Below are 21,316 nucleotides of genomic sequence, written 5' to 3' on the forward strand. Positions count from 1 at the left end.
ATGAGCCTCTTCGTGGTGTACGTGAAGAAGACCGGCCACGTCGTCGGTGCGGTCCAGGCGATCGGTGCCACTTTGCCGACCGTGGCCGAGGTGGCCGGCGACGAGTTCCCGGTGCGCGTCTCCCTCCTCCCGGAAGAGGTCGCGACGCTCAACCTGGACGCCGGTGAGCTGGCCGTCCAGGAGGCCGACGACGAGCCGGGCGTGTTCCTCGACCCGCTCGCGTTCGGGGTCGAGCCGGTGCCGGACGGGCAACCGTCGAAGCCCGCGCTCGTGCCGCTGGTGGTGTCGAGCAAGCCGTTGGTGTTCAAGGACAACGGCTTGCGAGTGGAGGTGGACAACCCGGTCGGGGCGGACACCGTGGTGCGGGTGTTCATCTCCGCCGGGCGGGCGACGACCGTGCTGCCCGGGCAGATCAACCAGGGCGATACCTTCACGACGCTCCCGACGGCGGTCGACGACGACCCGCACGGCGTGCTGGTCCTGGTCCCCGGCTGGGCGGGCCGGCTGGAGAAGGTCGAGAAGCAGCCGTGAGCGCGCCCACCACCGGCGAGATCACCGTGCGCCAGTGCGTGGTGCACGTGGTCCGGCGGGGTGGGTGGAGCTGGGGGCCCGATCCCCGCGGGCTCGTCCAGCGGGTGCTCGACGCGCTGCCGGAGCTGCTGGCCGCGGAGTTCGACGAGGACCTCGCCGGGGCCGGACCGGATCTGGAGATCACCGAGCCGGTGCGGCTGTCGGTGCGGTTGTCCGCGTTCGGGCGAGGGGCGCTGGTGCCTTCCGGTCTCGTCCTCGAACCCGGCGCGGGAGGTTCGGTGCGCGAACCGGTCGCGGCGCCGGTGCCCGTCCGGCCGGCTAAATCGTCCACAGTGGACGCCGTCGGTGAGCTGCCCGGCTTCGGTGTGGAGCGGCCCGAACCGACCGTGGTCGAGCTGTTCGAAGAACTCGCCGTCCGACGTGAACTGGCCGCGTTGCTCGCGTTGCTGCCCGAGGAAACGGTGCGGCGGTACCTGTTCGCGGTGCTGGGCGACCCTGGGGAACTCCCCGTTCCGGTCCTTGCCGAGTCCGGCGAACGCACCGGTTCGTTCCTCGCCGGATTCGCGGACGGGCCGGTCGCCGTGCTGGCGGCGGAACTCGCCCGGCGGCGGTCGCTGCCGTGGCCGCCGGCGACCAGCGCGGACCTCGCCGGTGTGCTGGACCTCCTGGGCGGTGCGGACGCGGCTTCGCCCGCCGATGGGGGACCGGCCGAGGCCGTGACCGCCTCGCCGCGGCCGGCGGGGGAGACGAGGGTCGGCTCGGTGCTGCCCTTCCTGCTGGCGGGCCCGCTGGCGCGGACCGGCTACCTGGACGCGATCGGTCCCGCACTGTCCGGAGTGGACCTGTTGCCGGACGCTCCGCTGTTCGCCGCGGCCTTGGCGTACAAAGTGCTGGGCGCGCCGCAGCGGGGATGGCGGCGGGCGCCCGAAGACGACGTCGCGGCGGCGGCGTTCGCCGGGCTGGAGTCGGTGCCGGACCTGACCGCGTTCGCCCGCCGGGTGGCTCCCGCGCTGCCGGTGCTGGACGGCGTGCTCGCGCTGTCGCTGTGCCGCGGCCACGATCCCGCCGACCCGCTGCTGATCGCGGGCGTGGACGACGGCCTGCTGCTCGTCGATGCCCACGGAATGTTCCCGGTGGCGTGGTCGTCCACAGTGGACGGCCTGCTGCCGCACTGGGAAGCGTGCGGCCGGCCGCCGGTGCTGGTCCGGGCCGGCCCGCTGCCGCCGGCGTGCCTGCGCGAGCTGGCCGCGGCGGGCGTCCGGTTCATCACCGACGCGCGCCCGCTGCGCGACGACCCGCTGACCCGCCTGCGGTGGCGCACTCCACTGTGGACGACCGGCGGCGTGGAGCCCCGGCTGGCCGCGGACTTCCCCGCCGAGCGCCTGGACGAACTGGTCCGCGCGGTGTTCGTCGACCACCGGGCCGTGCCCTTGGCGGCGGACCGGGCGCTGGAGCACAGCGTCGCGCTGGCGGCGTCGCTGGCCCTGGGCATGATCGCCGGGCAGCTGTGGGACGGCGGCACGCCGATCCTGGCCCTGGCCAGGTTCGCCGATCTGGAGGCCACCGTCCGGTTCACCCGTGACGCGGTGCGGGTGAAGATCCCGCTGGGCCGCCGCCACACGGACCTGTGGCAGGGCGGCGCGCTCACCGACGTGCCCGACGTGGTCTGGCTCGGTGGCCGGACCCTGACCTTCTCCGGTGGCTGACGTGAGCGCATTGGCGGTCGAACACCTGCGGGCGCGCCTCGCGGAACTGCACCAGGCGCTGCGGATCGCCGTCGCCGCGCAAGCCGAAGCGGCGGCGGCGCTGACGCGGCCGGACCTGACGCCGTTCTGCGTGACCGACGAACAGGTGGACGCGCTGCTGGACCGCGTCGACGCGTTCACCGAAGCGATGACCGAGCCGCCGTCGCCGGTCCGGCCGGACCCGGAGTCGGAACAGGAGCTGCGGCGGCTCGCCGCGTCGCGCGGGGTCACGTTGCCGCTGGACGCGCTGGCGACCCGGTACGGCCTGTCCCGGGTCGAGCAGGACGCGCTGCTGCTGGTGGCCGCGCCGGAGCTGGACCCGGGCTACGAGCGCGTCTACGCGTACGTCGTGGACAACCTCAACCGGCGGGCGCCTTGCGTGGAACTGCTGGTGACGGTACTCGGCGAGACGCCGTCGGACCGGCTGGCGCTGCGCCGCGAGCTGGGCGCGGCGGGCCGGTTGCGCCGCTACGGCCTGCTGCGGGCGTACGGCGAGGCACCGGCCGAGCCGGCCCGGGAGCTGGCGCTCGGCGACGGCGTGTTCGAGTACCTGATGGGCTGGGGCGGCGACATCGGCACCCTGGGCGACGACCCCGGCGAAGTCGCGCCGGCTTCGGCGCCGGCCCACCTCGAGTCGGCCCGGCTGACCAGGCTCGGTCAGGCTCTGCGCGCCGGCGACGTGGACGTGGTCGGCCTGTGGGGGCTGCCCGCCGACAGCCAGCTGGACGCGGCCCAGGCGCTGGCGGCCGCGGCCGGCCGGCCCCTGCGTCGCGTGCGCGCCGACGTGGTGGCGGACCTCCGCACCGCGGCGGCGCTCGGCGCGATCCTGTGGATCCCGACGGACGGCCGTGCGTCCCACCCCGACGAGGCGTTGGTGCGCTCGGGTGTGCCGCTGTGCCTGACCGGCACGACGCCGTGGCGCCCGCCCCGGCTGCTGGCCGACCGCACGTACGCGGAGCTGACGATCCCGGCGCCGGGCTTCCCGGAGCGTCGCGCGATGTGGTCGTCGGCGTTCCCGGTGCTGGAGGAGGAGGTGCTGACGGACCTGGCCGCCCGCTACCGCATGAGCGGCGGCGAGCTCCGCGCGGTGGCGGCGGTGGCCGACGCGGACGCGCGCCTGTCCGGCAACGGCCGTCGCATTTCGGAGCACGTGGAGCCGGCGATCGCGACGGTGACCCGCGGCCGCACGAGCGGCGCGGTCCAGTCGATCATCCCCCGCCGCGGCCTGGCCGACCTGGTGCTGCCGGACGCGCAGATGAACCAGATCACCGAGATCGCGTCGGCGTTCCGCGCGTGGCCCCGCATCGCGGAGTCCTGGGGTTTCGCCCGCAAGTCGGCGACGGGCGGGGTGAAGGCGCTGTTCACCGGCGAGCCGGGCACGGGCAAGACGATGTCGGCGGAGGTCGTCACCGGGATCCTGGGGCTGGAGCTGCTGAAGGTGGACCTGGCGCAGGTGGTGTCGAAGTGGGTGGGGGAGACGGAGAAGAACATGGAGGCGGTGTTCCGCCAGGCGGAGGACAGCCACGCGGTGGTGCTGTTCGACGAGGCGGACGCGCTGTTCGGCAAGCGCGGAGAGGTGAAGCAGGGCACGGACCGCTACGCGAACCTGGAGGTCGGCTACCTGTTGCAGCGGCTTGAAGCCAGCGACGGGTTGATCATCTTGACGAGCAACCTGAAGGAGAACATCGACCCGGCGTTCACCCGGCGGTTCCACTTCGTGGTCCACTTCCCGCGGCCGTCTTTGGCGGAGCGTAGGCGGTTGTGGCAGCTGGCGTTCCCGCCGGAGGCACCGTTGTCATCGGACGTGGACGTGGATGTGTTGTGTCGCTTGGACATGACGGGAGCGGGGATCGCATCGGCGGCCCGAACGGCGGCTCTTGCTGCTGCGGACTCGTCTTGTTCAGCGATCTCGATGCGGCACGTGGTGCGCGGGGTGTCGCGGCAGTTCCAGCGGGAGGCGCGGTTGTTCCGCCCGGCGGAGCTGGGCCGGTATGCTGGGTTACTGGCCGAGAACGGGAGTGCGTGATGCCTGAGTTGATGTCCCCGCAGACCAAGCCCGCGGTGCCGGTGACCGCTCAGGAGCTGCGCACTGCGGCGGCTTCGGATCGGGGCAAGTCGAAGCTGGTTCTGGTGCCGGCGGTGGTGGGAAACGCGCAGGCGGCCAAGACGGCGATGGATGGGTCGTCGAAGACGGTGCCGTCGCATTTGGCTTCGACGTTGGCGGCGGGGCAGGACCGGGTGGGGAATGCCGCGATCGCGGGGGCGGCTGTGCGGGTGGTGCCGATGGCGGTCCCGCACAAGGAAGCCTGCCCCGGCTGTTGATGGCTCAGGAATCGTCGCGGACCGGGAACAAACCCGGGATTTCAGCAGGGTCGCGGTCGAGGATCGCTTCGAGCTCGTCCGGTTCGATCTCCAGGTGGTCGGCGTTCGGCTTGGCAGTGTGGTTCAGTCCGGGTCGGCACAGCCAGTAACCCCTGGCGTTGCGGTAGTAATCGAAAGGCAGGCCCGACGCATGGAGTTTCCTGGTGAGCTTCCACTCGCGCTCACCTGAGAACTGCAGCTCCGGTACGCGATCACGCAACTCGGGTATCACCTCGTAGTAGGCGCGATCGGACAACGGATTACCGGTGAGGTCCAGCTCGCGTAATCGGTGATCGCCTGCGGCCAGTACATCGATCTCCGTGATGAAGTTGTTCGGGACAGCCAACATGCTTAGCGCGGGCAACTCAGCTACCACCGCCAGGCCGGAAACCGCGCTTACTTCGATGTCCAGCGACTTGATCGGGAGGCCGGCCAGCGGTTGCAGGTCCTCGTCACCGTAACCGTTGAGTCGAAGCACTCGCAGACTGGTGAACTGCCGTAGCTCGCTGATGTCGGTCGGACGCAGTACCGCCAGAACCTCGACGGCGGCCAAGTCGTCTTCGGTGAAGGGCGGATCTTGCTGCAGCTGGAGCTGGACTGCCCGCTCGATGGCCGGGTTCACGATGATCACGTCTCCTTGCCAACAGCATCTTCGGCGTCGTAGAAGTCGGCCTTGATGGCCTTGAAGTTGGCCTTCTGCAGGTCGCTCAGTTCTTCCAGCCTCATGGATGCCAAGCCGGTGGCCGTCTTGACGAGCGCGGACACCTGCGTGGCCAGGAACGGTTCGTGGGTGTGGTCGAGCTCGCCGGTCCACATGATGGTGGGTAGCTTACCGCGCAGATGCGGAGGGTAGCCCAGAGCCTTTCCGCCATACCCGTCGAAGAGGCGCCGCAGGTCGTCGTGGAACTTGTCCTGGCCGTCGGTCAGCGTGAACTTGTGCTTGGTCTTGCCTCCGTCCTGGTAGGACTGCCAGAAGACGCCGGAGTGCCCCTGCGGCGTCGCCCCGTCGAGTTTCCAGATCACGTAGCGGGTCGGTGACCGTAGTGCGTGCTGAAGAACGACCCAGCGCACCCCTTCGAGCGCGCCCTCGGTGGATCGTCGCTCCATCGCCCGCTTCAGCACCTTGGGGATGTAGTCGGTCGGGATCCATTCGTGCATCCCGGAGTCCGCGCCGCGGAACCGGTCCATCAGGAATTCCTTTGAAGGCGGGTCGTGGTTCCACAGGTCGAAGATCTTGGTCTCCCACTGCCCCTGGTGGTGCGCCACGTCCTTGAGGAACGGGATGATGCCCCCTGCGGCCTGCACCGCGGCCTTGAGTTCGGCGTCCACGCCGGCGCCGGCGCCGGGGATCGGCGCGAACTCGCCCCACTTCCCGATGCTCGCGTGATACTTCATGTCCGTCAGTTGTTTGTTCACTTCGGCTGAGCGGGTGGAACGTGGCAGGCGGAGTTCGGTCAGGGCAGCAGCGCCCAGAATGGCGAGCAGACGCCCGCGGATCGCCGGGAGACCGAACGCGTGCTCGTAGAACCTCTCGGAGGTGGCGCCTCCCGTCCGGGACCTTTCCCGGAAGTAGGGCAGAAGCAGGCGATGGACGCCATGGTCTTTGAGCAAGGCGATTCCGTCGGCCGGCATCGGCTCGAGTGGCAGCGGTGTGGCGTCCCAGATCGGCGTCCCGCCGACCGCCTTGCCTTCCAGATCCTGGTTCCACTGCTCACGGGCTTCCCGAGCGAACCGGCCACCGTGGGACGGCAGGTGCGCCTCGATCTCCTTGATGTATTCCTCGTCTTTCTGGGTCAGCGGGCCGGCCGGCGGCGCATCGACGCCGAGGTCGATGTAGCCCTCGGGGTTGACCGCGCCGTGAGCCTTCCACCGGCCGTTCTCCAGCACTGGTTCCAGCAATGTCATGCGGTAGCGCACGCGGATGACCGTGAACACGCCGCGCAGGATCTTCTCCATGACGCGGCCCGTGCGTTTCACCCGCTTGGCCGCCGACCGTGCGGCGTTCAGCCCCTTCTGAAGACGCTTCTTCTGGCCCTCGGGACTGTCGTCGCCGCCGAACACCTTCTCCTTGATCCGGTCCTTCAGCGGCTTGCGCGGCTTACCATCCTTGGGCTTCTTGCCGAACTTGTCCGCGGCCTTCTTGGCCAAAGCCTTGACCTTGGCCCAAACCTTCTTGGCCAACCCGACGATCTTGTCGACAACCCAGTCGATGGCCTTGTTCACCGGCTTGGCCAGCTTCTGGAAGATCTCCTTGACCTTCGAAGCAATCCCACCGATCCCCAGCAAAGCCGCCAAAGCCCCGATCAACACCGGAATCGACCGAGCCAACGCCTTCTCGACCAGCGCAGGCACCCCACCCGACCCACCCTTGGCAATAGCGATCACGGCATCCAAAACCGTGTTGACGAACTCGATGATCTGCTTGCCGTTCGTCACGATGAACCGGATGATGTCGATGATCATCTTGCAAGCCCGGATGAACGCGGAAGCCGGATTGAACAGCGAAATGATCCAGGTAACCCCAGCGATGATGATCGTCGGCAGCAAATAGGACACCAGATTGTCGATCAAGTTCTTCTTCAAGTCCCCGACACGAGCCTTGAGGTCGTCCCACAACGCGCGGATCCCGCGCTTGCGGACCTCCAGCACCAGCGGCAACGCGTGCTCGCCGACCTCGATGGCCGTCATGGCCTCCTTGGGCAGCTTGCGCGCCAAGCGGGTCCGCAAATTCGCCCACGACAACCCGATCAAGCTCGCGATCAGCAGCAGGATGCCCATCACGTCGAAGCTCGTCGGCAGCGTGATCCCCGCCGTCGCCGCCGTGCCCAGCAGCCACGACAGCACTCCCTGCTGCAGGTGGCGGCCCGCGTTCTGCATGAACAGCTTCAGCCCGCCGCCGACCGCCGAGACCAGGTTGCCCAGGAACCCGATCGGGTCGCGGAGGATCCCCATCACCGCCTGGGCCGCCTTCGCCAACACCCCCAGCAGCAGGTCCTTCAGCTCCATGATCGTCTTGATGACGCCCTTGATGCCGTCCAGGGCCTTGTCGACCAGGCCCTTGTTCTTCTCCTTCTCCGCGGCGATCTCGTCGTCCACCGCCTTGACCGCGTCGGTGTACTTCGTCGCCAGCGTGTCGACCAGTTCGGTGCTCTTGTCGTCCACCGACTGGGTCAGCTCGTCGAACTTGTCCGCGAACCCGGCCGCCGCCTGCTTGCCCAGTGCCTGCAGGTCCTTCGGGAGCTTCTTGACCTCCGCCTGCAGCTCGTCGCGGCCCTTCGCGATGCGCTGCTTCGCCCTGGTCAGCTCGCGGCCGATCGTGTCCGCGACCGCCGAGATGACCCCGCGCATCCGCTTGACGTAGTGGTCGCGGGCCACGACGAAGATGAGGTCGGCTTCCGCGGGCAGGCCGAACAGCTTGTCGTGCCCCCACTTGATCAGGCCCCAGCGGCCGCCGTACCGCTTGGCCTTGTACTCGTCCATCTTCTGCCGGTGCTCGGCGGTGAACGCGTCGCGGGCCTCCTTCTCGCCGCGCGTGAACTGGTCGTCGACGAGCTTGTCGAGGCCGGTCAGGATGCCCTCGACCTCGGCCTTCATCGTGTCGAAGACCTTCTGCAGGATGGCCGTGACCTCGGCCCGCTTGTCCTGGTCGGTGGTCTTGGTGGCGTTCTTCCCGCCGTCGACCAGCCGGCCGGTGCGCCGGCGGCGCTCGGCGATCCCGCCCATCGCGGCCGCGCCTAGCCCCTTGGCCTGCGCCGTCGCCTGGCGCAACTGCTGCGCTTCGTTCTTGCGCAGCTCGGGCGGCGTGACCTCCGAATGCTTCTCCGCGGTCTTCTTTTCCTTCAGCGCCGAGCCGAACGCCGGTTCGTTCGACTTCTGCAGCTGCTGCTCGGTGACCTGGTTCTCGGCCATCTCCCGGTTGACGTCGGCCGGGCCCGCGGACAGGTCCGTCGCCGCCGGCGGCAGCTTGTCCGGCGTCGCCTTCGCCGGGTCCGGGGTGGCCGGGGTGCCGGGCGGGCGGTCGGCCGCCAGGGGCACGACCTGCTTCGTCTCCGCGGCGGACGTGTCCGGCGGCGCGGCCGTCGTGTCCGCGATCTGCTCGGCCGAGTCCGTCTTGCCCTCGCCGACCTTGCCCTGCACCTCCGCCTTGACCTCGGCGGGCTTGCCCGAGTCGGCGAACTCGTCGGCCTGCTCCAGGTTCTTCGGCGCCTTCTCGGCGATGGCCTTCTCGACCGCCTTGACGAACGCTTCCTTGTCGAACTCCTTCGGCTTGGCCTCGTTCATCTTCTCGGCGTTGGCCGTCTTGCCCTGCGCGACTTCGTCATCCTTGGGCGGCACGGACGCGTCCTGCGCCGACGTCGCCTCCTGGCTCGCCGGGGGGTGCGACCGGGCAATGGTGTGCTTCTTGTGTGCGACGTCCTTTTTGAGCACCGCGAACTTCGGGTCCGCGGCCGGGCCGCGCGCCAGTCCGGCCGCCACCGCGCCGTTGCCGACCTTGTCCTGCGACTCCTTGCGCGACGGGTCGGCCGGCGGCTTCTTGTCACCCGCCCGCAGCGCCGCCAGCGCCGCGGCGTTCGACGGCGGCAGCCGGGGCGGCTTCCGCCGCGGGGGCGGGTCCTTCAGCGCCACCGGCGCCGGAGTCGTCGTCACCGCGGGGAGCTTCGCTCTATCCCTCGGTGGCGGTGGCATGGGGACGGCTCTCCTCCCGCGACGGGAACCCTCGGACAGCGTCGCAGCCGGCCGTCACCAGGACGTCGCGGAAACGTCAGTGCCCGCGCGTTTGAGCCGCCCGGGAAGCGGGTAGGCGCAGGAGAGGACGAGCGACCGGAGGTGAAGGTGACCGCTGACGGAGGCCGGGTCCGGCCCCAGGACCTGCTGAACGTGACGGTGCACCGACCCGGCGGCGCGGCCGAGGTGCTCGAGGTGACCGGCGAAGTCGACCTGCTCAGCGTCGAGGTCCTGGACAACGCCCTCGCCGACGCGCTCCTCCGCCGGCCGGCGCTGCTCGTGATCGACCTGACCGGGGTGTCCTTCCTCGCCTCCGTCGGGATGACGGTCCTGCTCAAGGCGCATCGCGCCACCGGCGACGCCACACGGTTGCGGGTCGTGGCGCCCGAACGCAGCACCGTGGGCCGGGCCCTGGACCTGACCGGCTTGACCGAGGCCTTGGCCGTCGCCGGCACGCGGACGGACGCGCTGGCCGGCTGACACCACCCTCCCTCCGCGAGGGCATCGTGTACGCTCGGTGCTGTCCGAGAGCATTTCGAGCGCGAGTGGTCGAACCCGCGCCGCCCTCGGCCTCCATCCGGCCGTTGTCCGCCGGGCCACGCTTGCGGCTCGAGCCGGCGGCTCCCACCACGGGACACGCTGCTCGCGGCGGTGACCACCCGGCCGGATCACCCGCCACCTCCGGTGGCGGCCACGAAAGGATCCCCGATCACTTCTTCCACAGTGGACAGTTCGCTGTTCAGCCACCCCATCGCCGAGGAGCCCCTGCCCGGCACGCTCACCACGCCCCAGGACGTCCGGTACGGCAGCCTGTTCCGCCAACCTGTGTACACCCCGGAGCAGCCGTCCGACGGCGCGCCCGGCCCGCAGCGCCGTTCCGGCACGCCGGCCCACGACCCGTCCGGCCGCCGCGCGCGCCGCTGACACCCGCCGCGAACCGCGGCTGCTCCGCCGTCTTCGAGCGTGCGGACCACGAACGGCCCCTCCGCGATCACCCGAAGCACCCCTTGCGCCGCGGACACCTCGTCCGTCATCGGCGGCAGGCACGCCGGCCACGAGGTGCGCCGAGGCCGGCCCGGCCCAGTTCGACGCGGGAATCCACCGCTGTGCGGAGATCGGGGAAGCTGTATCACCGCCGGAACCCGGCCGGTGGGTGACGCAGGACTGGACCACCCCTTAGATACCCCTGGGGTAGCTCCGGCGACCCGGCAGGCGGAGGTACGATCTGCCGATTCGCAGCTACTCCGAAAGGCCTGTCCGTTGACCGAATCACTAGCGCAGCGGGTGAAAACGATCCGCATCGTCAACGGCCTGCGCCATCCGCTCCTCGCCGTCATCGCGCGGTACCCGGCGGAGTTCCTGGTCCGGCCCGGCGGTGAGCTCGAAATCCGCGAGACGGCTCCTCGCGGCGGGTACGTCGAACTCACCCTCGACAACGAGGAACAGACCGGCCTGCGCATCGAAACCGGCGAGTCCGCCACGACCGAGGTCTTCCTCGACGGGGAGCCGCAGCCGCTGCCGTCCGTCGTCGTCGACGGCGTGGCCCGGGAGGCCTGGCCGGACCTCGACGCGGCCTTCGGCAGCATGCACGTCTTCGACACCCGATCGGGGCCGCGGACGGTCCGGCTCGAGGAGAAGAACGGCACCACGACGCTGGTGGGCGCCGGCCGCGAGCCGATCCGGTTCGCGGGCGTCGGGGTGAACGGCTACCCGCCGGAACTCATCATCGAGACCGACGGGCTGCGCATCCGCGGTTCCCACGGCTCGGCGCGCTGAAAGCGCTCTAACCTGGGCGGATGAGCGAACTGCCGGTGTCGTCCGGGCGCGTGGTCGTGCGGCGGTTCACCGCCGCCGACGCGGCAGCTTTCACCGCCTACCGCTCCGACCCCGAAGTCGCCCGGTACCAGGGGTGGGACGCGCCGGTGCCGGACGCGGAAGCCCGGCAGCTCGTGGCCGAGTTCGCGGCCGCCGAAGAGGGCGTGCCCGGCTGGTTCCAGTACGCCGTCGAGGTCGGCGGTGTACTCGTCGGGGACGTCGGCCTCTGCCTGGCGGACAACCGGATGCAGGCCGACCTCGGGTTCACCATCGCCCGCGCGCACCAGCGGCGCGGCTACGCGACCGAAGCCGTGCGGTGCGTGTTGGACCGGGTGTTCGCCGCGGGCGTGCGCCGGGTGTCCGCGGAGTGCGACGCGCGCAACACCGCGTCGGCGGGCCTGCTGGAGCGGCTCGGCTTCAGCCGGGAGGGCTTCCGCCGCCGGCACACGTGGCTCAAGGGCGAGTGGACCGACGACCTCCTGTTCGGCCTGCTCGCCGAGGACTGGACCGGCGCCGCCCCCGGGCCGGCGATCTTCGCCTGCCGGCCCAACCTGCTGGTGGCCGACGTCGTCGCCAGCCTCGGGTTCTACGCGGACGCGCTGGGCTTCGACGTCGGCTGGCGCTGGTCCGACCGCCGGGCCCGGTTCCTGCACGACGGCGAACCGCACGAACCGGGCACCGCACTGGTCGGCCGCGACCACGTCCAGCTCATGCTGACCCAGGTCCCGGGCGCGCACACGACCCGCCTGCACCTCGACGTCCACACGGCCGCCCAGGTCGACCGGCTGTTCCGGGAGTGGCGCGAGCGCGGCGTCGACATCGCGGAGCCGCCGTTCGTGCGGCCTTGGGGGATGTACGAAATGCGCCTGCACGATCCCGACGGGAACGTCCTGCGGGTCAGCTCGCCGCCCGCGTCCTGACGACCCGGGCCCCCTGGCCCCTGGCCCGAGTGTCTTGAATGAGTCATTCAGGACCTCCCACGACCTGAATGACTCATTCAGGACGCCGCTGTCGGCGGACGTGGGCTGCCGATGCGGTCGCTGCTCACCCAGGTCAGGCAGGGCTATCGGGCCGCCCCTTGACACCCACGCCCACCCATTCATACATTCGTCGTCACTTTGTATGATGGGAGTTGGTCCGCATGCGGCTCGGCAAGACCGCCGTCGTCCTCGGGGGCAGTGCCGCCGGGCTCTGCTCCGCCGGCGCGCTCGCGCCGTACTTCGACCAAGTGCTCGTGCTCGAACGCGATGAGCTCCCCGCCGGGGCCGAGCACCGCCGCGGGGTGCCGCAGAGCAAGCACCCGCACTTCCTGCTGAACTCCGGCCGCCGCGCCATCGGCGCGCTCTTCCCCGGCTTCGAGGCCGACCTCATCGCCGCCGGCGGGCTGCACCTCATGCCGTCCATGGACGCCGCCTACCTTGACGGGACCGGCTGGTCCGCCCGCAAGCGCAGCGCGATGACCATGGTCTACAGCTCACGTATCCTCATCGAACGCGTCCTGCGGGACAAAGTGCGCGAACTGCCCAACGTCACCGTCCGCGAAGGTGTCGTGGTCACCGGCCTGACCACCCGCGACGGCGGGATCACCGGCGTCGGCACCGACGGCGGCCACCTCGACGCCGACTTCGTCGTCGACGCCCTGGGTCGCGGCTCCTCGGTCGGCGGCTGGCTGGCGGCCGCCGGCTGGCCCGAGCCGGAGACGAAGACGCTCGACGCGAAGGTCACCTACACCTCGCGCTGGTACGACCTCCCCGCCCCGCGGCCCGCGTCCTGGTGGTGGCGGCACCTGGTGATCATGCCGACGCCGGAGAAGGGCGAGCACCCCGACGAGCACGACTACCTGGTCAACTTCTTCCCCGTCGAGGGCAACCGGGTCATCGCCTGCATGGGGTCGTGGGGCCTGCCGATGCCGCGCACCACCGACGCGTTCGTCGAGACGGCCCGCCGCGTGCGGACGCCGTTGTTCGCGGCCGCGATGGACCGGTGCGAGCCCACCTCGGAAGTCCACCTGACCCGCTCGACCGGCAACAAGTGGCGGCGCTACGACCGCCTGCGCACCCCGCCGAAGGGGCTGGCGTTCGTCGGCGACTCGATCTGCGCGTTCAACCCGTTCTACGCCCAGGGCATCAGCGCCGCCGCCGGTTCGGCGCTCCTGCTGCGCGAGCACCTGGCTCGGACAGCCAAAACCGACGCGAAGTTCTCCGCGAACTTCCTTGCCGCGCAACGCAAGCTGCTGAACGTCCCGTGGCGCCTGGCGATGGCCCGCGACCAGGGGTACGAGTGCGCGGAGGGCACCGAGAAGCCACCCGAGTGGAAGCGCCGGATCCTCGCCGCCGTCTCGGCTCCGGCGTTCAGCCTCATCGTCGGGGCCGCCCGGGAGGACGAAGTCGTCGACGAGCACTTCGCCAGGGTGTTCAACCTCGACGAGTCGCTGGGGGACATGCTGCGCAACCCGCGCGTGCTCGCCGGGCTCGTGCGCTACCGCGTCCGCGCCGCACTGGGCCGGCACCGGGTGCCGTTCGGCTTCGACGCCCAGGCCGAGCCGCCCGCCACGGACTATTCGACGGCGACCGCGCGATGAGCCCGGCGTGCGGGCCCGACGCCGAAGCCCTCACCCGCGGCCTCGGCTTCGACTGCCACGACGTCTCGCCGGTGGTCTCGGTCCGCTCCCCGGGGGACCTCGCCCACTGGACGATGCCGCTGCTCGAACTGCTCGTCGTCGGCGGTGCCGTCTTCGCGCTGGTGCACGCCGTCCGCCGGTACCGCGCGGGCGATCCGGTCAACCTGGCGCTGTGGTGGGCTTCGCTGGTCTACCTGTTCGTCACCGAGCCGCCGCTGTACTTCCCGGAGTGGTTCGGGCTCGACCGGCTGTACGGCTTCATCTTCGCCCACAACGAGTTCACCGTGCAGTTCATGGCGGATCGGCTGCCGCTCTACATCGTGGCGTTCTACCCGGCGTTCAGCCAGCTCGCCTACGAGCTGGTGCGGGCGCTCGGGATTTTCCGGGGCCGCGGGCCGCTCGCCGGGTCGGTGGCGGTCGCCTTCGTCTGCCAGGTGTTCTACGAGGTCTTCGACCAGCTCGGCCCCCACCTGAAGTGGTGGGCGTGGAACCCGGGCAACCGGATCGTCAACCAGCCGGCGCTGGCGTCGGTGCCGATGACCAGCATGCTGCTGTTCGCGTCCGTTTCGTTCGGTGCGCTGACCTGCCTGGTGGTGCGGCTGGCCGGCGGTCCGCGCCGCGGGTGGTCGCTGACCTGGCGCACCCTCGTGGCGGGGGTGCTCACGCCGCCGGCGATGGCGGTCGCCGGCATCCCGTCGAGCCTCTTCGACGGCCACGCAGCCGCGCAGGCCTGGATCCTCGGCGCCGAGCTGGCCCTGGTCTGGGTCGCGGGTGCCTGGATCATCGCGACGAGCCGGGCGGACCGCCCACCGCGGTCCGTCTTCGCGCGGGTCTATCCCGCCGTTTACCTCGGTGTGCTGGCGGTGTTCTGGCTCGCCGCGGACGGCGACGGCCCGGCCGGGAGCGTTCCGTACGTGCTCTCGTGCTTCGCCGCGGCCGGGCTCGTGCTGGTCGCGCTGTACCGGAACGAGCGGGCCCCTGCTCCCGGCTGACGCCGTCCGGGCGGGGAAGATGGGGCGCATGGGGCACCACGGCTGGCGGGGCAACCCACCCGGCACCGAAGACGAGGCACGCCGCCGGATCGTCGACGCGGCGACGGCGTGCCTCGACCGCGTCGGCCTCGCCAAGACCTCCCTGTCCGACGTCGCCGCCGAGGCCGGGGTGACGCGGCAGACCGTCTACCGCTACTTCCCGAGCCTCAACGACATCCTGCGTGCGGTCGCCCTGGCCGGCGTCGAGGAGTTCGCCGGGCGGATGGAACGCCACCTGACGGCGTTCGGCAGCGCGGTCGAGGTCGCCGTGGAATCGGTGCTGTTCGCGGTCCGGACGCTGCCCGGCGAGCCCCACCTGGGGCTGCTCCTGCAGGCGGGCGAAGCCGACTTCTTCACCGAAGGCGTGCTGTCGCCGATGGCTTTCTCCTACGGCGCAACGATTCTCCGGAACGTTCCGGTCGACTGGGCGTCCGCCGGCGTCACCACCGACGCGGACTTCGAGGGACTGGCCGAAATCCTGATGCGGCTCTTCCTGTCGTACCTGCGCTACCCCTCGGCGCTCACCGACGACGGGATCCGGGCGCTCGTCCGGCGGTGGATCGGACCGGCGTTGCGCGGGTGACGCCTCAGGCGTGGGCGGGCAGCGAGACGCCGGTGAGGCGCTCGGACTCGGTCCACAGCCGCTCGGCCACCGCCTTGTCCTGCGCGCGGCGCGGCGGCTTGGCGGTCTTCGCCGGGCCGACCAGTCCCCAGCGTGGGCCGTAGTAGCCGCCCGGCACCGCGTCCGGGCTCGTCGCCGCGTACAGCAGGGGTTCCGCGCCCTGCTCTACCCCTTGCGACGGCACGAGCTTGAAGGCCAGCGACGTGAGCGGGCCGGGGCCGCTGCCGTCCAGGCCCGGGCCCGAGGTCTGCAGGTTGGTGCGCGTGTAGCCGGGGTGCGCGGCGGTCGAGAGGAGCGGCCAGCCGCGCTCGGCCGCGAGGTCCGCCAGCCGCAGGGTCAGCATCAGGTCGGCCAGCTTCGACTGGGCGTAGGCGCGGTTCGGGCGGTACCCGCGTTCCCACTGCAGGTCGTCGAAGCCGATCCGGCCGGCGTTGGCCATGCCGCTGCTCATCGTCACCACCCGCGGGGCCGGCGCGGCGAGCAGCAGCGGCAGCAGGCGCACGGTCAGCGCGAACGGGCCGAGGTAGTTGCTGCCCATCTGCAGCTCGAAGCCGTCGGTGGTCTCGACGCGCTGGGGTGGGGTCATCACGCCGGCGTTGTTGACGAGCAGGTCGAGGGGCCGGCCGCCGGCGATCAGCCCGTCGGCGAACTCGCGGACCGAGGCGAGGTCGGCGAGGTCGATCCGCCGGACTTCGAGCCGGCCTCCGGGGTGCTCGGCGAGGATGTCGCGGCGGGCCTGCTCGCCCTTCCCGGGCGTGCGCACGGCGAGGATCACGTCCGCGCCCGCCGCGGCCAGCCGCTTGGCCGCCTCCTTGCCGGTTCCGCTGTTGGCGCCGGTCACGACGGCGAGCTTCCCGTGCTGGTCAGGGACCTGGTACATGGCACACCTCTCTAAGTACCGCTGGTACGTTACGACACCCACGATAACGTACCGGCGGTTCGTTGACAACGTACCAGGGGTACGTAAGATGGTGAGGTGAACTTCAAGCGCGCCCGGACCGACGAGCAGCGGGCCGAGCGGCGGCGCGCGATCCTGGCGACCGCCGACGAGATGCTGACCGAGATGCCGGTAGCCGAGCTGAGCTTCAACGAGCTGAGCCGCCGGGTCTGCCTGGCCAAGGCGAACATCGTCCGGTACGTCGAGTCGCGCGAGGCGGTCCTGCTCGAACTGCTCGACCGGCACGGGCGCGACTGGGTCGCCGAGCTGGCGGGTTCTCCGGTGGCGGAGGGCTCGCCGCGAGAGCGCGGCGACCGGCTGGCAGCGGTGCTGGCGGAATCGCTGGCGCGGCGGCCGGTGCTGTGCGACCTGATCAGCTCGCAGGCGGCGGTCCTGGAGCGCAACGTCTCCACCGAGGTGGCGCTCGAGCACAAGCGCGCGCTCCTGCGGGCCGTGGAGTCGCTGACCGCGGTGGTCCGCCGCCACCTGCCCGAGTTCGACGACCGGGCCGCGTACGAGCTGGTGTCGACGACGAGCCTGGTCACCGCGGCGGCGTGGCCGCACAGCCGGCCGTCGGAGGCGCTGAAGGCGGCTTACGCGCTGGACCCGGCGGTGGCGGCCACGCGGGTGGACTTCACGGAGTTGGTGGCCAGGACGCTGGAAGTGACGATCTCGGGCTTGCTGGCTCGCGAAGGATCGCGGCCGGCTGTCACCGGATGAGATCGGCGCACTACGGCTGAGCCACCTTGCGCACCGACGTCGTGTCGCAGGTCAGCGGTACGCCGTCGGGTGCGGTGGGGACGAGGGGCGGGACGACCGCGCCGTGCTCGTCCACCAGCACCGAATGCGGCTCGCCCGCTTCGAAGGCGTGCCGCTCACCCCACTGGCGCAGCGTCACGAGCACGGCGAACAGGTCCCGGCCCGCCTCGGTGAGCGCGTACTGCCGCCGCTTGCCCGACGGCGCCTCGACCTGGACGAGCAGGCCGTGCCCGGTGAGCTTGCGCAGCCGGTCGGTCAGGATGTTGCGGGCGATGCCCGTGCGCTGCTGGAAATCGGTGAACGAGCGGGCGCCGTCCATCGCGTCGCGGACGATCAGCAGGCTCCACCGGTCGCCGATCACGTCCGCCGCCCGCGCGACCGGGCAGGTCGGGTCCGTCCACATCGCGTCTCCCATGAGTTGCGTAATGAAACCATTCTCACTTACTCTCCGAAGAGTTGCAAATCGCAACTAAATGGAGGTGCGGTGGGAAGCGGGACGAGGCTGCTACTGGCCGTTGTGTGCGGGGCGGCGGTCGCCGGCGTGTACGCCGGGCAGCCGGTGCTGGGCCCGATGGGCGACGACCTGGGCGTGCCCCGGGACTCGGCCGGCTGGTTCGTGGCCGCAGGACAGCTCGGCTACCTCGCCGGGCTGGTGCTGCTGGTCCCGCTCGGCGACCGGTTCGACCGCCGTCGCCTGATCGCCGCCCACCTCGGTCTGGTGGCGGCCGGGCTGGCGGTCACCGCGGCCGCGCCGGTCGCCTGGGTGGCGTTCGGCGGCCTCACCGTCGCGGGGCTGTTCGCGGTGGTGGTGCAGACGACGGTCGCCTACGCCGCGTCGATCTCACCGCCCGCCGAGCGCGGGCGCACCCTCGGTGTCGTCACGTCCGGCGTGGTGGCCGGCATCCTCGGCGCCCGGGTGCTGACCGGCGCCCTGGCGGATCTGGGCGGCTGGCGCGGCAGCTACCTGGCGCTCGCCGTCCTCGCCGCCGTGCTTTCCGCGCTGTGCCTCGTGGCGCTGCCCGCGGACGCCCGGACCGGCAGCGAGTCCTACGGGCGCATCCTGCGGTCGCTGGCCGGGCTTCTCACCCGGCCGCTGTTCCTCAGCCGGGGCCTGATCGCCTTCTTCCTCTTCGCGTCCTTCGGCACCTTGTGGAGCGGGATGGCGCTGCCCCTGGCCGCCGAACCGTGGCACCTCGGCGAAACGCAGATCGGGCTGTTCGGCGTCGCCGGGCTCGCAGGCGCGCTCGGCGCGGCCCGGGCCGGTCGCTGGGGCGACGCGGGACACGCCGGCCGCGTCACGGGGATCGCGCTCGTGCTGCTGCTCGGGTCGTGGCTCGCCATCGGCCGGCTGGGTTCGTCGTTGCTGTTGCCGGGTTTCGGCGTGCTGGTGCTCGACTTCGCCGTCCAGGTCGTGCACGTGGCGAACCAGCACCGGCTGACGACGGCGTTCCCCGGCCGCACCAGCACGGTGATCGGCGGGTACATGGTCTTCTACTCCCTCGGCTCGGCGGCCGGGGCCGCCGCGACGACGGCGGTGTACGACGCGGCGGGCTGGCCGGGCTCGGCCGTCCTCGGCGCGGCCTCCGCCGGCGGCGCCCTGCTCACCTGGGTGGCAGCTCGAGGTGCTCGCGCAGGGTCGTGCCCGTGTACTCCGTCCGGTAGACGCCGCGGTCCTGCAGTTCCGGGACGAGCCGGTCGACGACGTCGTCCAGCGCGGCCGGGACGAGGTGCGGGCTGATGTTGAACCCGTCGACCGCCCGGGTCCGCACGTACCGCGCCCACTCGTCGGCGACCTGGCCCGGCGTGCCGACGAAACCGTGCTGGCGGGGCTGGACCTCGAGCACGAGCTGGTGGATCGACAGGTTCTTCGCCTCGGCCAGCTCGCGCCACCGGCGGATCCGGTCGAGCTTGCCGGTCCGCTCCTCGATCGCGATCGTCCCGCGCGACGGGTCCAGTTCGCCCTCGGCGGGCTCGACGTCCGGCAACGGGCCGTGCGGGTCGTAGGCCGACAGGTCCCGGCCCCAGTACTGCTCGAGGAACGCCACCGCGCGCTGCGGCGTGATCTGCCGGCGCCGGATGTCCTCGGCGCGCTCGGCGGCGCCGGCCGGGGTGTCGCCGAGGACGACGGTCGCCCCGGGCAGGATCCGCACCGCGTCGGCGGGACGGCCGTGGCGCGCCAGCCGCGCGCGCAGGTCCTCGGCGTACGCGAGCGCCTTGTCGTAGGCGGTGTTCGCGGAGAAGACGACGTCCGCGTACTTCGCCGCCAGTTCACGGCCGCCGGGGGAGTCGCCGGCCTGGAACAGCACCGGACGGCCCTGCGGGCTCGGCGGCACCGACGGTGTCGCGCGCAGGCTCACCAGGTCGGTGTGCCGGGCCACCAGCCCGGTGCCGGACCACAGCGCCAGCGCGGCCTCGACGAACTGCTCGGCCCGCTCGTAGCGCCGTTCGTGGGCCAGCCAGCCGCCGCGCCGGAAGTTGGCGCCGGTCCAGGCGTTGTCGGTGGTGACGACGTTCCAGCCCGCCCGGCCGCCGGACAGGTAGTCCAAAGAGGACAGCCGGCGGGCGAGGTCGGCCGGGAAGTTGTACGTCGTGTTCTGCGTGGCCACCAGCCCGATCCGGGTCGTGGCCGCGGCGAGCGCGCTCAGCTGGGTGATCGCGTCGGGGCGGCCGGCGACGTCGAGGGCGTGGATCCGGCCGCGGTTTTCCCGCACCCGCAGGCCTTCGCCGAGGAAGAAGGCGTCGAACAGGCCGCGTTCCAGGGTCCGCGCGACCGAAACGTAGGTCTCGATCTCCGTGTGCGGCGCGTTCGAGGCGTCGTCCCACAGGAACTGCGGGCCGACGCCAGTGTAGAACACGCCCAGGTGCAGCCGCGCGGTCATGCGGCACCTCCGGCGGCGAAGAGGCTTTCCGGGCGTGCGAGGCCGAGTGTGGTGCGCAGGGTGGCGCCCGGTTCCGGTGAGGCGAGCAAGCCTTCGGTGCGCAGCGCGGGCAGGACGTCCCGGAGCAACGCCGGCAAGTCGGTGGCGAGGTCGGCGGGGTGCAGCCGCACGCCGTCGACGCTCGTCGCCAGCCAGCCCAGCAGTTCGGTGAGCCCGGGCGCGGATCCGGTGTAGCGCAACCGATCGCCCGGCGGCCGCCGCCCGCCTTCCCCCAGCTGGACTTCGACTTCGGCGAAGACCAGCGGAGCGCCCGTGTCGCGGGCGTGCCGGGCGCGGCCGCGGACGTCGTCGAGGCCGGCCCCGCCGACGAGCACGACGTCCGGGCGGGCCGCTTCGGCGAGTGCGTCCGGCGCCAGGATCACCGGCCTGCCCTGTGGCGGCCGCGGGGTGATGAGCGGTCCCTTGATCGAGAACCGCGCGCCGGTGAAGTCGACGTGGTGCACCTTGTCCGGGTCGAGGTACCGCCCGGTCGCGACGTCCTTGATGACGGCGTCGTCGTCCCAGGAGTCCCACAGCCGCCGGACGACCTCGACGACGTCGGCGACTTCGTGGTGCAGCGCGTCCGGGTCGAGCCGGGACGCGCCGACGGTGGCCAGTGCCTCGGGCGAGCTGTCGGCGCCGACGATCCAGGCGGCGCGCCCGTGGGAGGCGTGGTCGAGGCTCGCCAGCTGCGCGGCCAGGTGGAACGGCTCGACGGTGGTGACGTGCGCCGTCGCGGCGAGCCCGACGCGGTCGGTGAGCGTCGAAACGTAGGCGGCGCGCGTGGTCGCGTCGAGCCGGGGGCCGCCGGCGGGGGCGTCGTCGAAGGTGACGAACGTGAAGCCGCCGCGTTCGGCCGCGGTGACGACATCGGCGAGCGCGCGGGGCGGGTCGCCGCCGTCGCCGATCTCCACCGCGACGTGCAGGCTGCGAGAAGTCATGGCTCCACAGCTATCCGGAGCACGGGTGGGCGCGCACCTGCTTTCAGGATGTGGACGGGCTGGGCCGCCGGCCGCGCGGCGCCGAGAATGGCCGGACGGCGGAAGGGGTGCACGATGAAGCGGATGGTTCGCGCTCTCGGGCGGGCGTTCACCGGCTTCGGCTGGGTGCTGGTGCCGCCGGTCCCGCCGTTCGAACCCGGGGTGGCCGTGCCCGTCCCGCGTCCGGTGGCGGACGTGCCGCGGGTGCCGCTGTCGCGGCGGGAACGCGAGGCGTTCCGGCGGATCGTCGCCGGGTCCGATTAGGACTCAGG

Annotated in this window: 19 protein-coding genes and 1 pseudogene; 14 read left to right on the top strand and 6 right to left on the bottom strand. The window is 71.6% G+C overall.

Annotation, left to right across the window (positions count from 1 at the left end):
* Genes ACERZO_RS04320 through ACERZO_RS04335 form a run of 4 tightly spaced genes read left to right on the top strand, consistent with a single transcriptional unit; the run spans position 1 to position 4,598 of the window.
* Positions 1-531 carry a hypothetical protein gene (locus ACERZO_RS04320; RefSeq protein WP_372661979.1) on the top strand — a complete coding sequence of 177 codons (531 nt, stop codon included), beginning with the start codon at positions 1-3 and terminating at the stop codon, positions 529-531.
* Positions 528-2,237, top strand: a complete 1,710-nt coding sequence (locus ACERZO_RS04325) for a hypothetical protein (RefSeq protein ID WP_372661982.1) — start codon at positions 528-530, stop codon at positions 2,235-2,237. Before ACERZO_RS04320 ends, ACERZO_RS04325 begins: the two co-directional genes overlap by 4 nt.
* Positions 2,230-4,302 carry an ATP-binding protein gene (locus ACERZO_RS04330; protein ID WP_372661985.1) on the top strand — a complete coding sequence of 691 codons (2,073 nt, stop codon included), beginning with the start codon at positions 2,230-2,232 and terminating at the stop codon, positions 4,300-4,302. The genes ACERZO_RS04325 and ACERZO_RS04330 overlap by 8 nt, the downstream gene beginning before the upstream one ends.
* Entirely contained in the window at positions 4,302-4,598 is a 297-nt protein-coding gene (locus tag ACERZO_RS04335) for a hypothetical protein (protein WP_372661988.1), read from the top strand. The genes ACERZO_RS04330 and ACERZO_RS04335 overlap by 1 nt, the downstream gene beginning before the upstream one ends.
* Before the next feature lie 4 nt (positions 4,599-4,602).
* On the opposite strand, the gene ACERZO_RS04340 is transcribed toward ACERZO_RS04335, so the two are convergent.
* The gene (locus ACERZO_RS04340) at positions 4,603-5,268 is read right to left on the bottom strand and encodes a hypothetical protein (protein ID WP_372661991.1); all 666 of its coding nucleotides are present in this window, start codon (positions 5,266-5,268) and stop codon (positions 4,603-4,605) included.
* Positions 5,265-9,284 carry a phage tail protein gene (locus tag ACERZO_RS04345; protein ID WP_372661994.1) on the bottom strand — a complete coding sequence of 1,340 codons (4,020 nt, stop codon included), beginning with the start codon at positions 9,282-9,284 and terminating at the stop codon, positions 5,265-5,267. Before ACERZO_RS04345 ends, ACERZO_RS04340 begins: the two co-directional genes overlap by 4 nt.
* Before the next feature lie 186 nt (positions 9,285-9,470).
* Between ACERZO_RS04345 and ACERZO_RS04350 the strand changes: the two genes are divergently transcribed.
* The 7 genes from ACERZO_RS04350 (at position 9,471) to ACERZO_RS04380 (ending at position 15,411) form a co-directional block, all read left to right on the top strand.
* The gene (locus ACERZO_RS04350; protein WP_372661997.1) at positions 9,471-9,842 is read left to right on the top strand and encodes an STAS domain-containing protein; all 372 of its coding nucleotides are present in this window, start codon (positions 9,471-9,473) and stop codon (positions 9,840-9,842) included.
* Positions 9,843-10,085: 243 nt separating this feature from the next.
* Positions 10,086-10,286, top strand: a complete 201-nt coding sequence (locus tag ACERZO_RS04355; RefSeq protein ID WP_372662000.1) for a hypothetical protein — start codon at positions 10,086-10,088, stop codon at positions 10,284-10,286.
* Between the two features lie 336 nt (positions 10,287-10,622).
* Positions 10,623-11,138, top strand: a complete 516-nt coding sequence (locus tag ACERZO_RS04360) for a hypothetical protein (RefSeq protein WP_372662003.1) — start codon at positions 10,623-10,625, stop codon at positions 11,136-11,138.
* Between the two features lie 20 nt (positions 11,139-11,158).
* Positions 11,159-12,097 carry a GNAT family N-acetyltransferase gene (locus ACERZO_RS04365; RefSeq protein WP_372662006.1) on the top strand — a complete coding sequence of 313 codons (939 nt, stop codon included), beginning with the start codon at positions 11,159-11,161 and terminating at the stop codon, positions 12,095-12,097.
* Positions 12,098-12,318: 221 nt separating this feature from the next.
* Entirely contained in the window at positions 12,319-13,758 is a 1,440-nt protein-coding gene (locus ACERZO_RS04370) for an FAD-dependent oxidoreductase (protein ID WP_372662010.1), read from the top strand.
* Positions 13,755-14,789, top strand: a complete 1,035-nt coding sequence (locus ACERZO_RS04375) for a hypothetical protein (RefSeq protein WP_372662013.1) — start codon at positions 13,755-13,757, stop codon at positions 14,787-14,789. Before ACERZO_RS04370 ends, ACERZO_RS04375 begins: the two co-directional genes overlap by 4 nt.
* Positions 14,790-14,817: 28 nt before the next feature.
* Positions 14,818-15,411, top strand: coding sequence for a TetR/AcrR family transcriptional regulator (locus ACERZO_RS04380; protein WP_372662016.1), 594 nt, complete (start codon positions 14,818-14,820; stop codon positions 15,409-15,411).
* A 4-nt stretch (positions 15,412-15,415) separates the two neighbouring features.
* Here ACERZO_RS04380 and ACERZO_RS04385 read toward each other — a convergent pair whose 3' ends face one another.
* Positions 15,416-16,330: an SDR family oxidoreductase gene (locus tag ACERZO_RS04385; RefSeq protein ID WP_372662019.1), complete on the bottom strand. Its 915-nt coding sequence runs from the start codon at positions 16,328-16,330 to the stop codon at positions 15,416-15,418.
* Positions 16,331-16,426: 96 nt separating this feature from the next.
* Between ACERZO_RS04385 and ACERZO_RS04390 the strand changes: the two genes are divergently transcribed.
* Complete coding sequence (locus ACERZO_RS04390) at positions 16,427-17,107, top strand: TetR/AcrR family transcriptional regulator (RefSeq protein WP_372662022.1); 681 nt, start codon at positions 16,427-16,429, stop codon at positions 17,105-17,107.
* A gap of 10 nt (positions 17,108-17,117) precedes the next feature.
* Here the strand turns inward: ACERZO_RS04390 and ACERZO_RS04395 are convergent, their stop codons facing one another.
* Positions 17,118-17,561 carry a winged helix-turn-helix transcriptional regulator gene (locus ACERZO_RS04395; protein ID WP_372662025.1) on the bottom strand — a complete coding sequence of 148 codons (444 nt, stop codon included), beginning with the start codon at positions 17,559-17,561 and terminating at the stop codon, positions 17,118-17,120.
* Positions 17,562-17,630: 69 nt separating this feature from the next.
* Between ACERZO_RS04395 and ACERZO_RS04400 the strand changes: the two genes are divergently transcribed.
* Positions 17,631-18,884, top strand: coding sequence for an MFS transporter (locus ACERZO_RS04400; protein ID WP_444843211.1), 1,254 nt, complete (start codon positions 17,631-17,633; stop codon positions 18,882-18,884).
* A 31-nt stretch (positions 18,885-18,915) separates the two neighbouring features.
* On the opposite strand, the pseudogene ACERZO_RS04405 reads toward ACERZO_RS04400, so the two are convergent.
* Both ACERZO_RS04405 and ACERZO_RS04410 read right to left on the bottom strand, forming a co-directional pair.
* Positions 18,916-20,025 (bottom strand): annotated as a pseudogene (locus tag ACERZO_RS04405) (LLM class flavin-dependent oxidoreductase); the annotation flags it as partial.
* Entirely contained in the window at positions 20,022-21,005 is a 984-nt protein-coding gene (locus ACERZO_RS04410) for an LLM class flavin-dependent oxidoreductase (protein WP_372662031.1), read from the bottom strand. The pseudogene ACERZO_RS04405 and the gene ACERZO_RS04410, both read right to left, overlap by 4 nt.
* 114 nt (positions 21,006-21,119) lie before the next feature.
* On the opposite strand from ACERZO_RS04410, the gene ACERZO_RS04415 reads away from it, so the two are divergent.
* On the top strand, positions 21,120-21,308 hold the full coding sequence (locus ACERZO_RS04415) for a hypothetical protein (protein WP_372662034.1): 189 nt from the start codon (positions 21,120-21,122) through the stop codon (positions 21,306-21,308).
* The last annotated feature ends 8 nt before the right edge of the window (positions 21,309-21,316 follow it).

The sequence above is a fragment of the Amycolatopsis kentuckyensis genome (assembly GCF_041679295.1).
Taxonomy (GTDB): domain Bacteria; phylum Actinomycetota; class Actinomycetes; order Mycobacteriales; family Pseudonocardiaceae; genus Amycolatopsis; species Amycolatopsis kentuckyensis_A.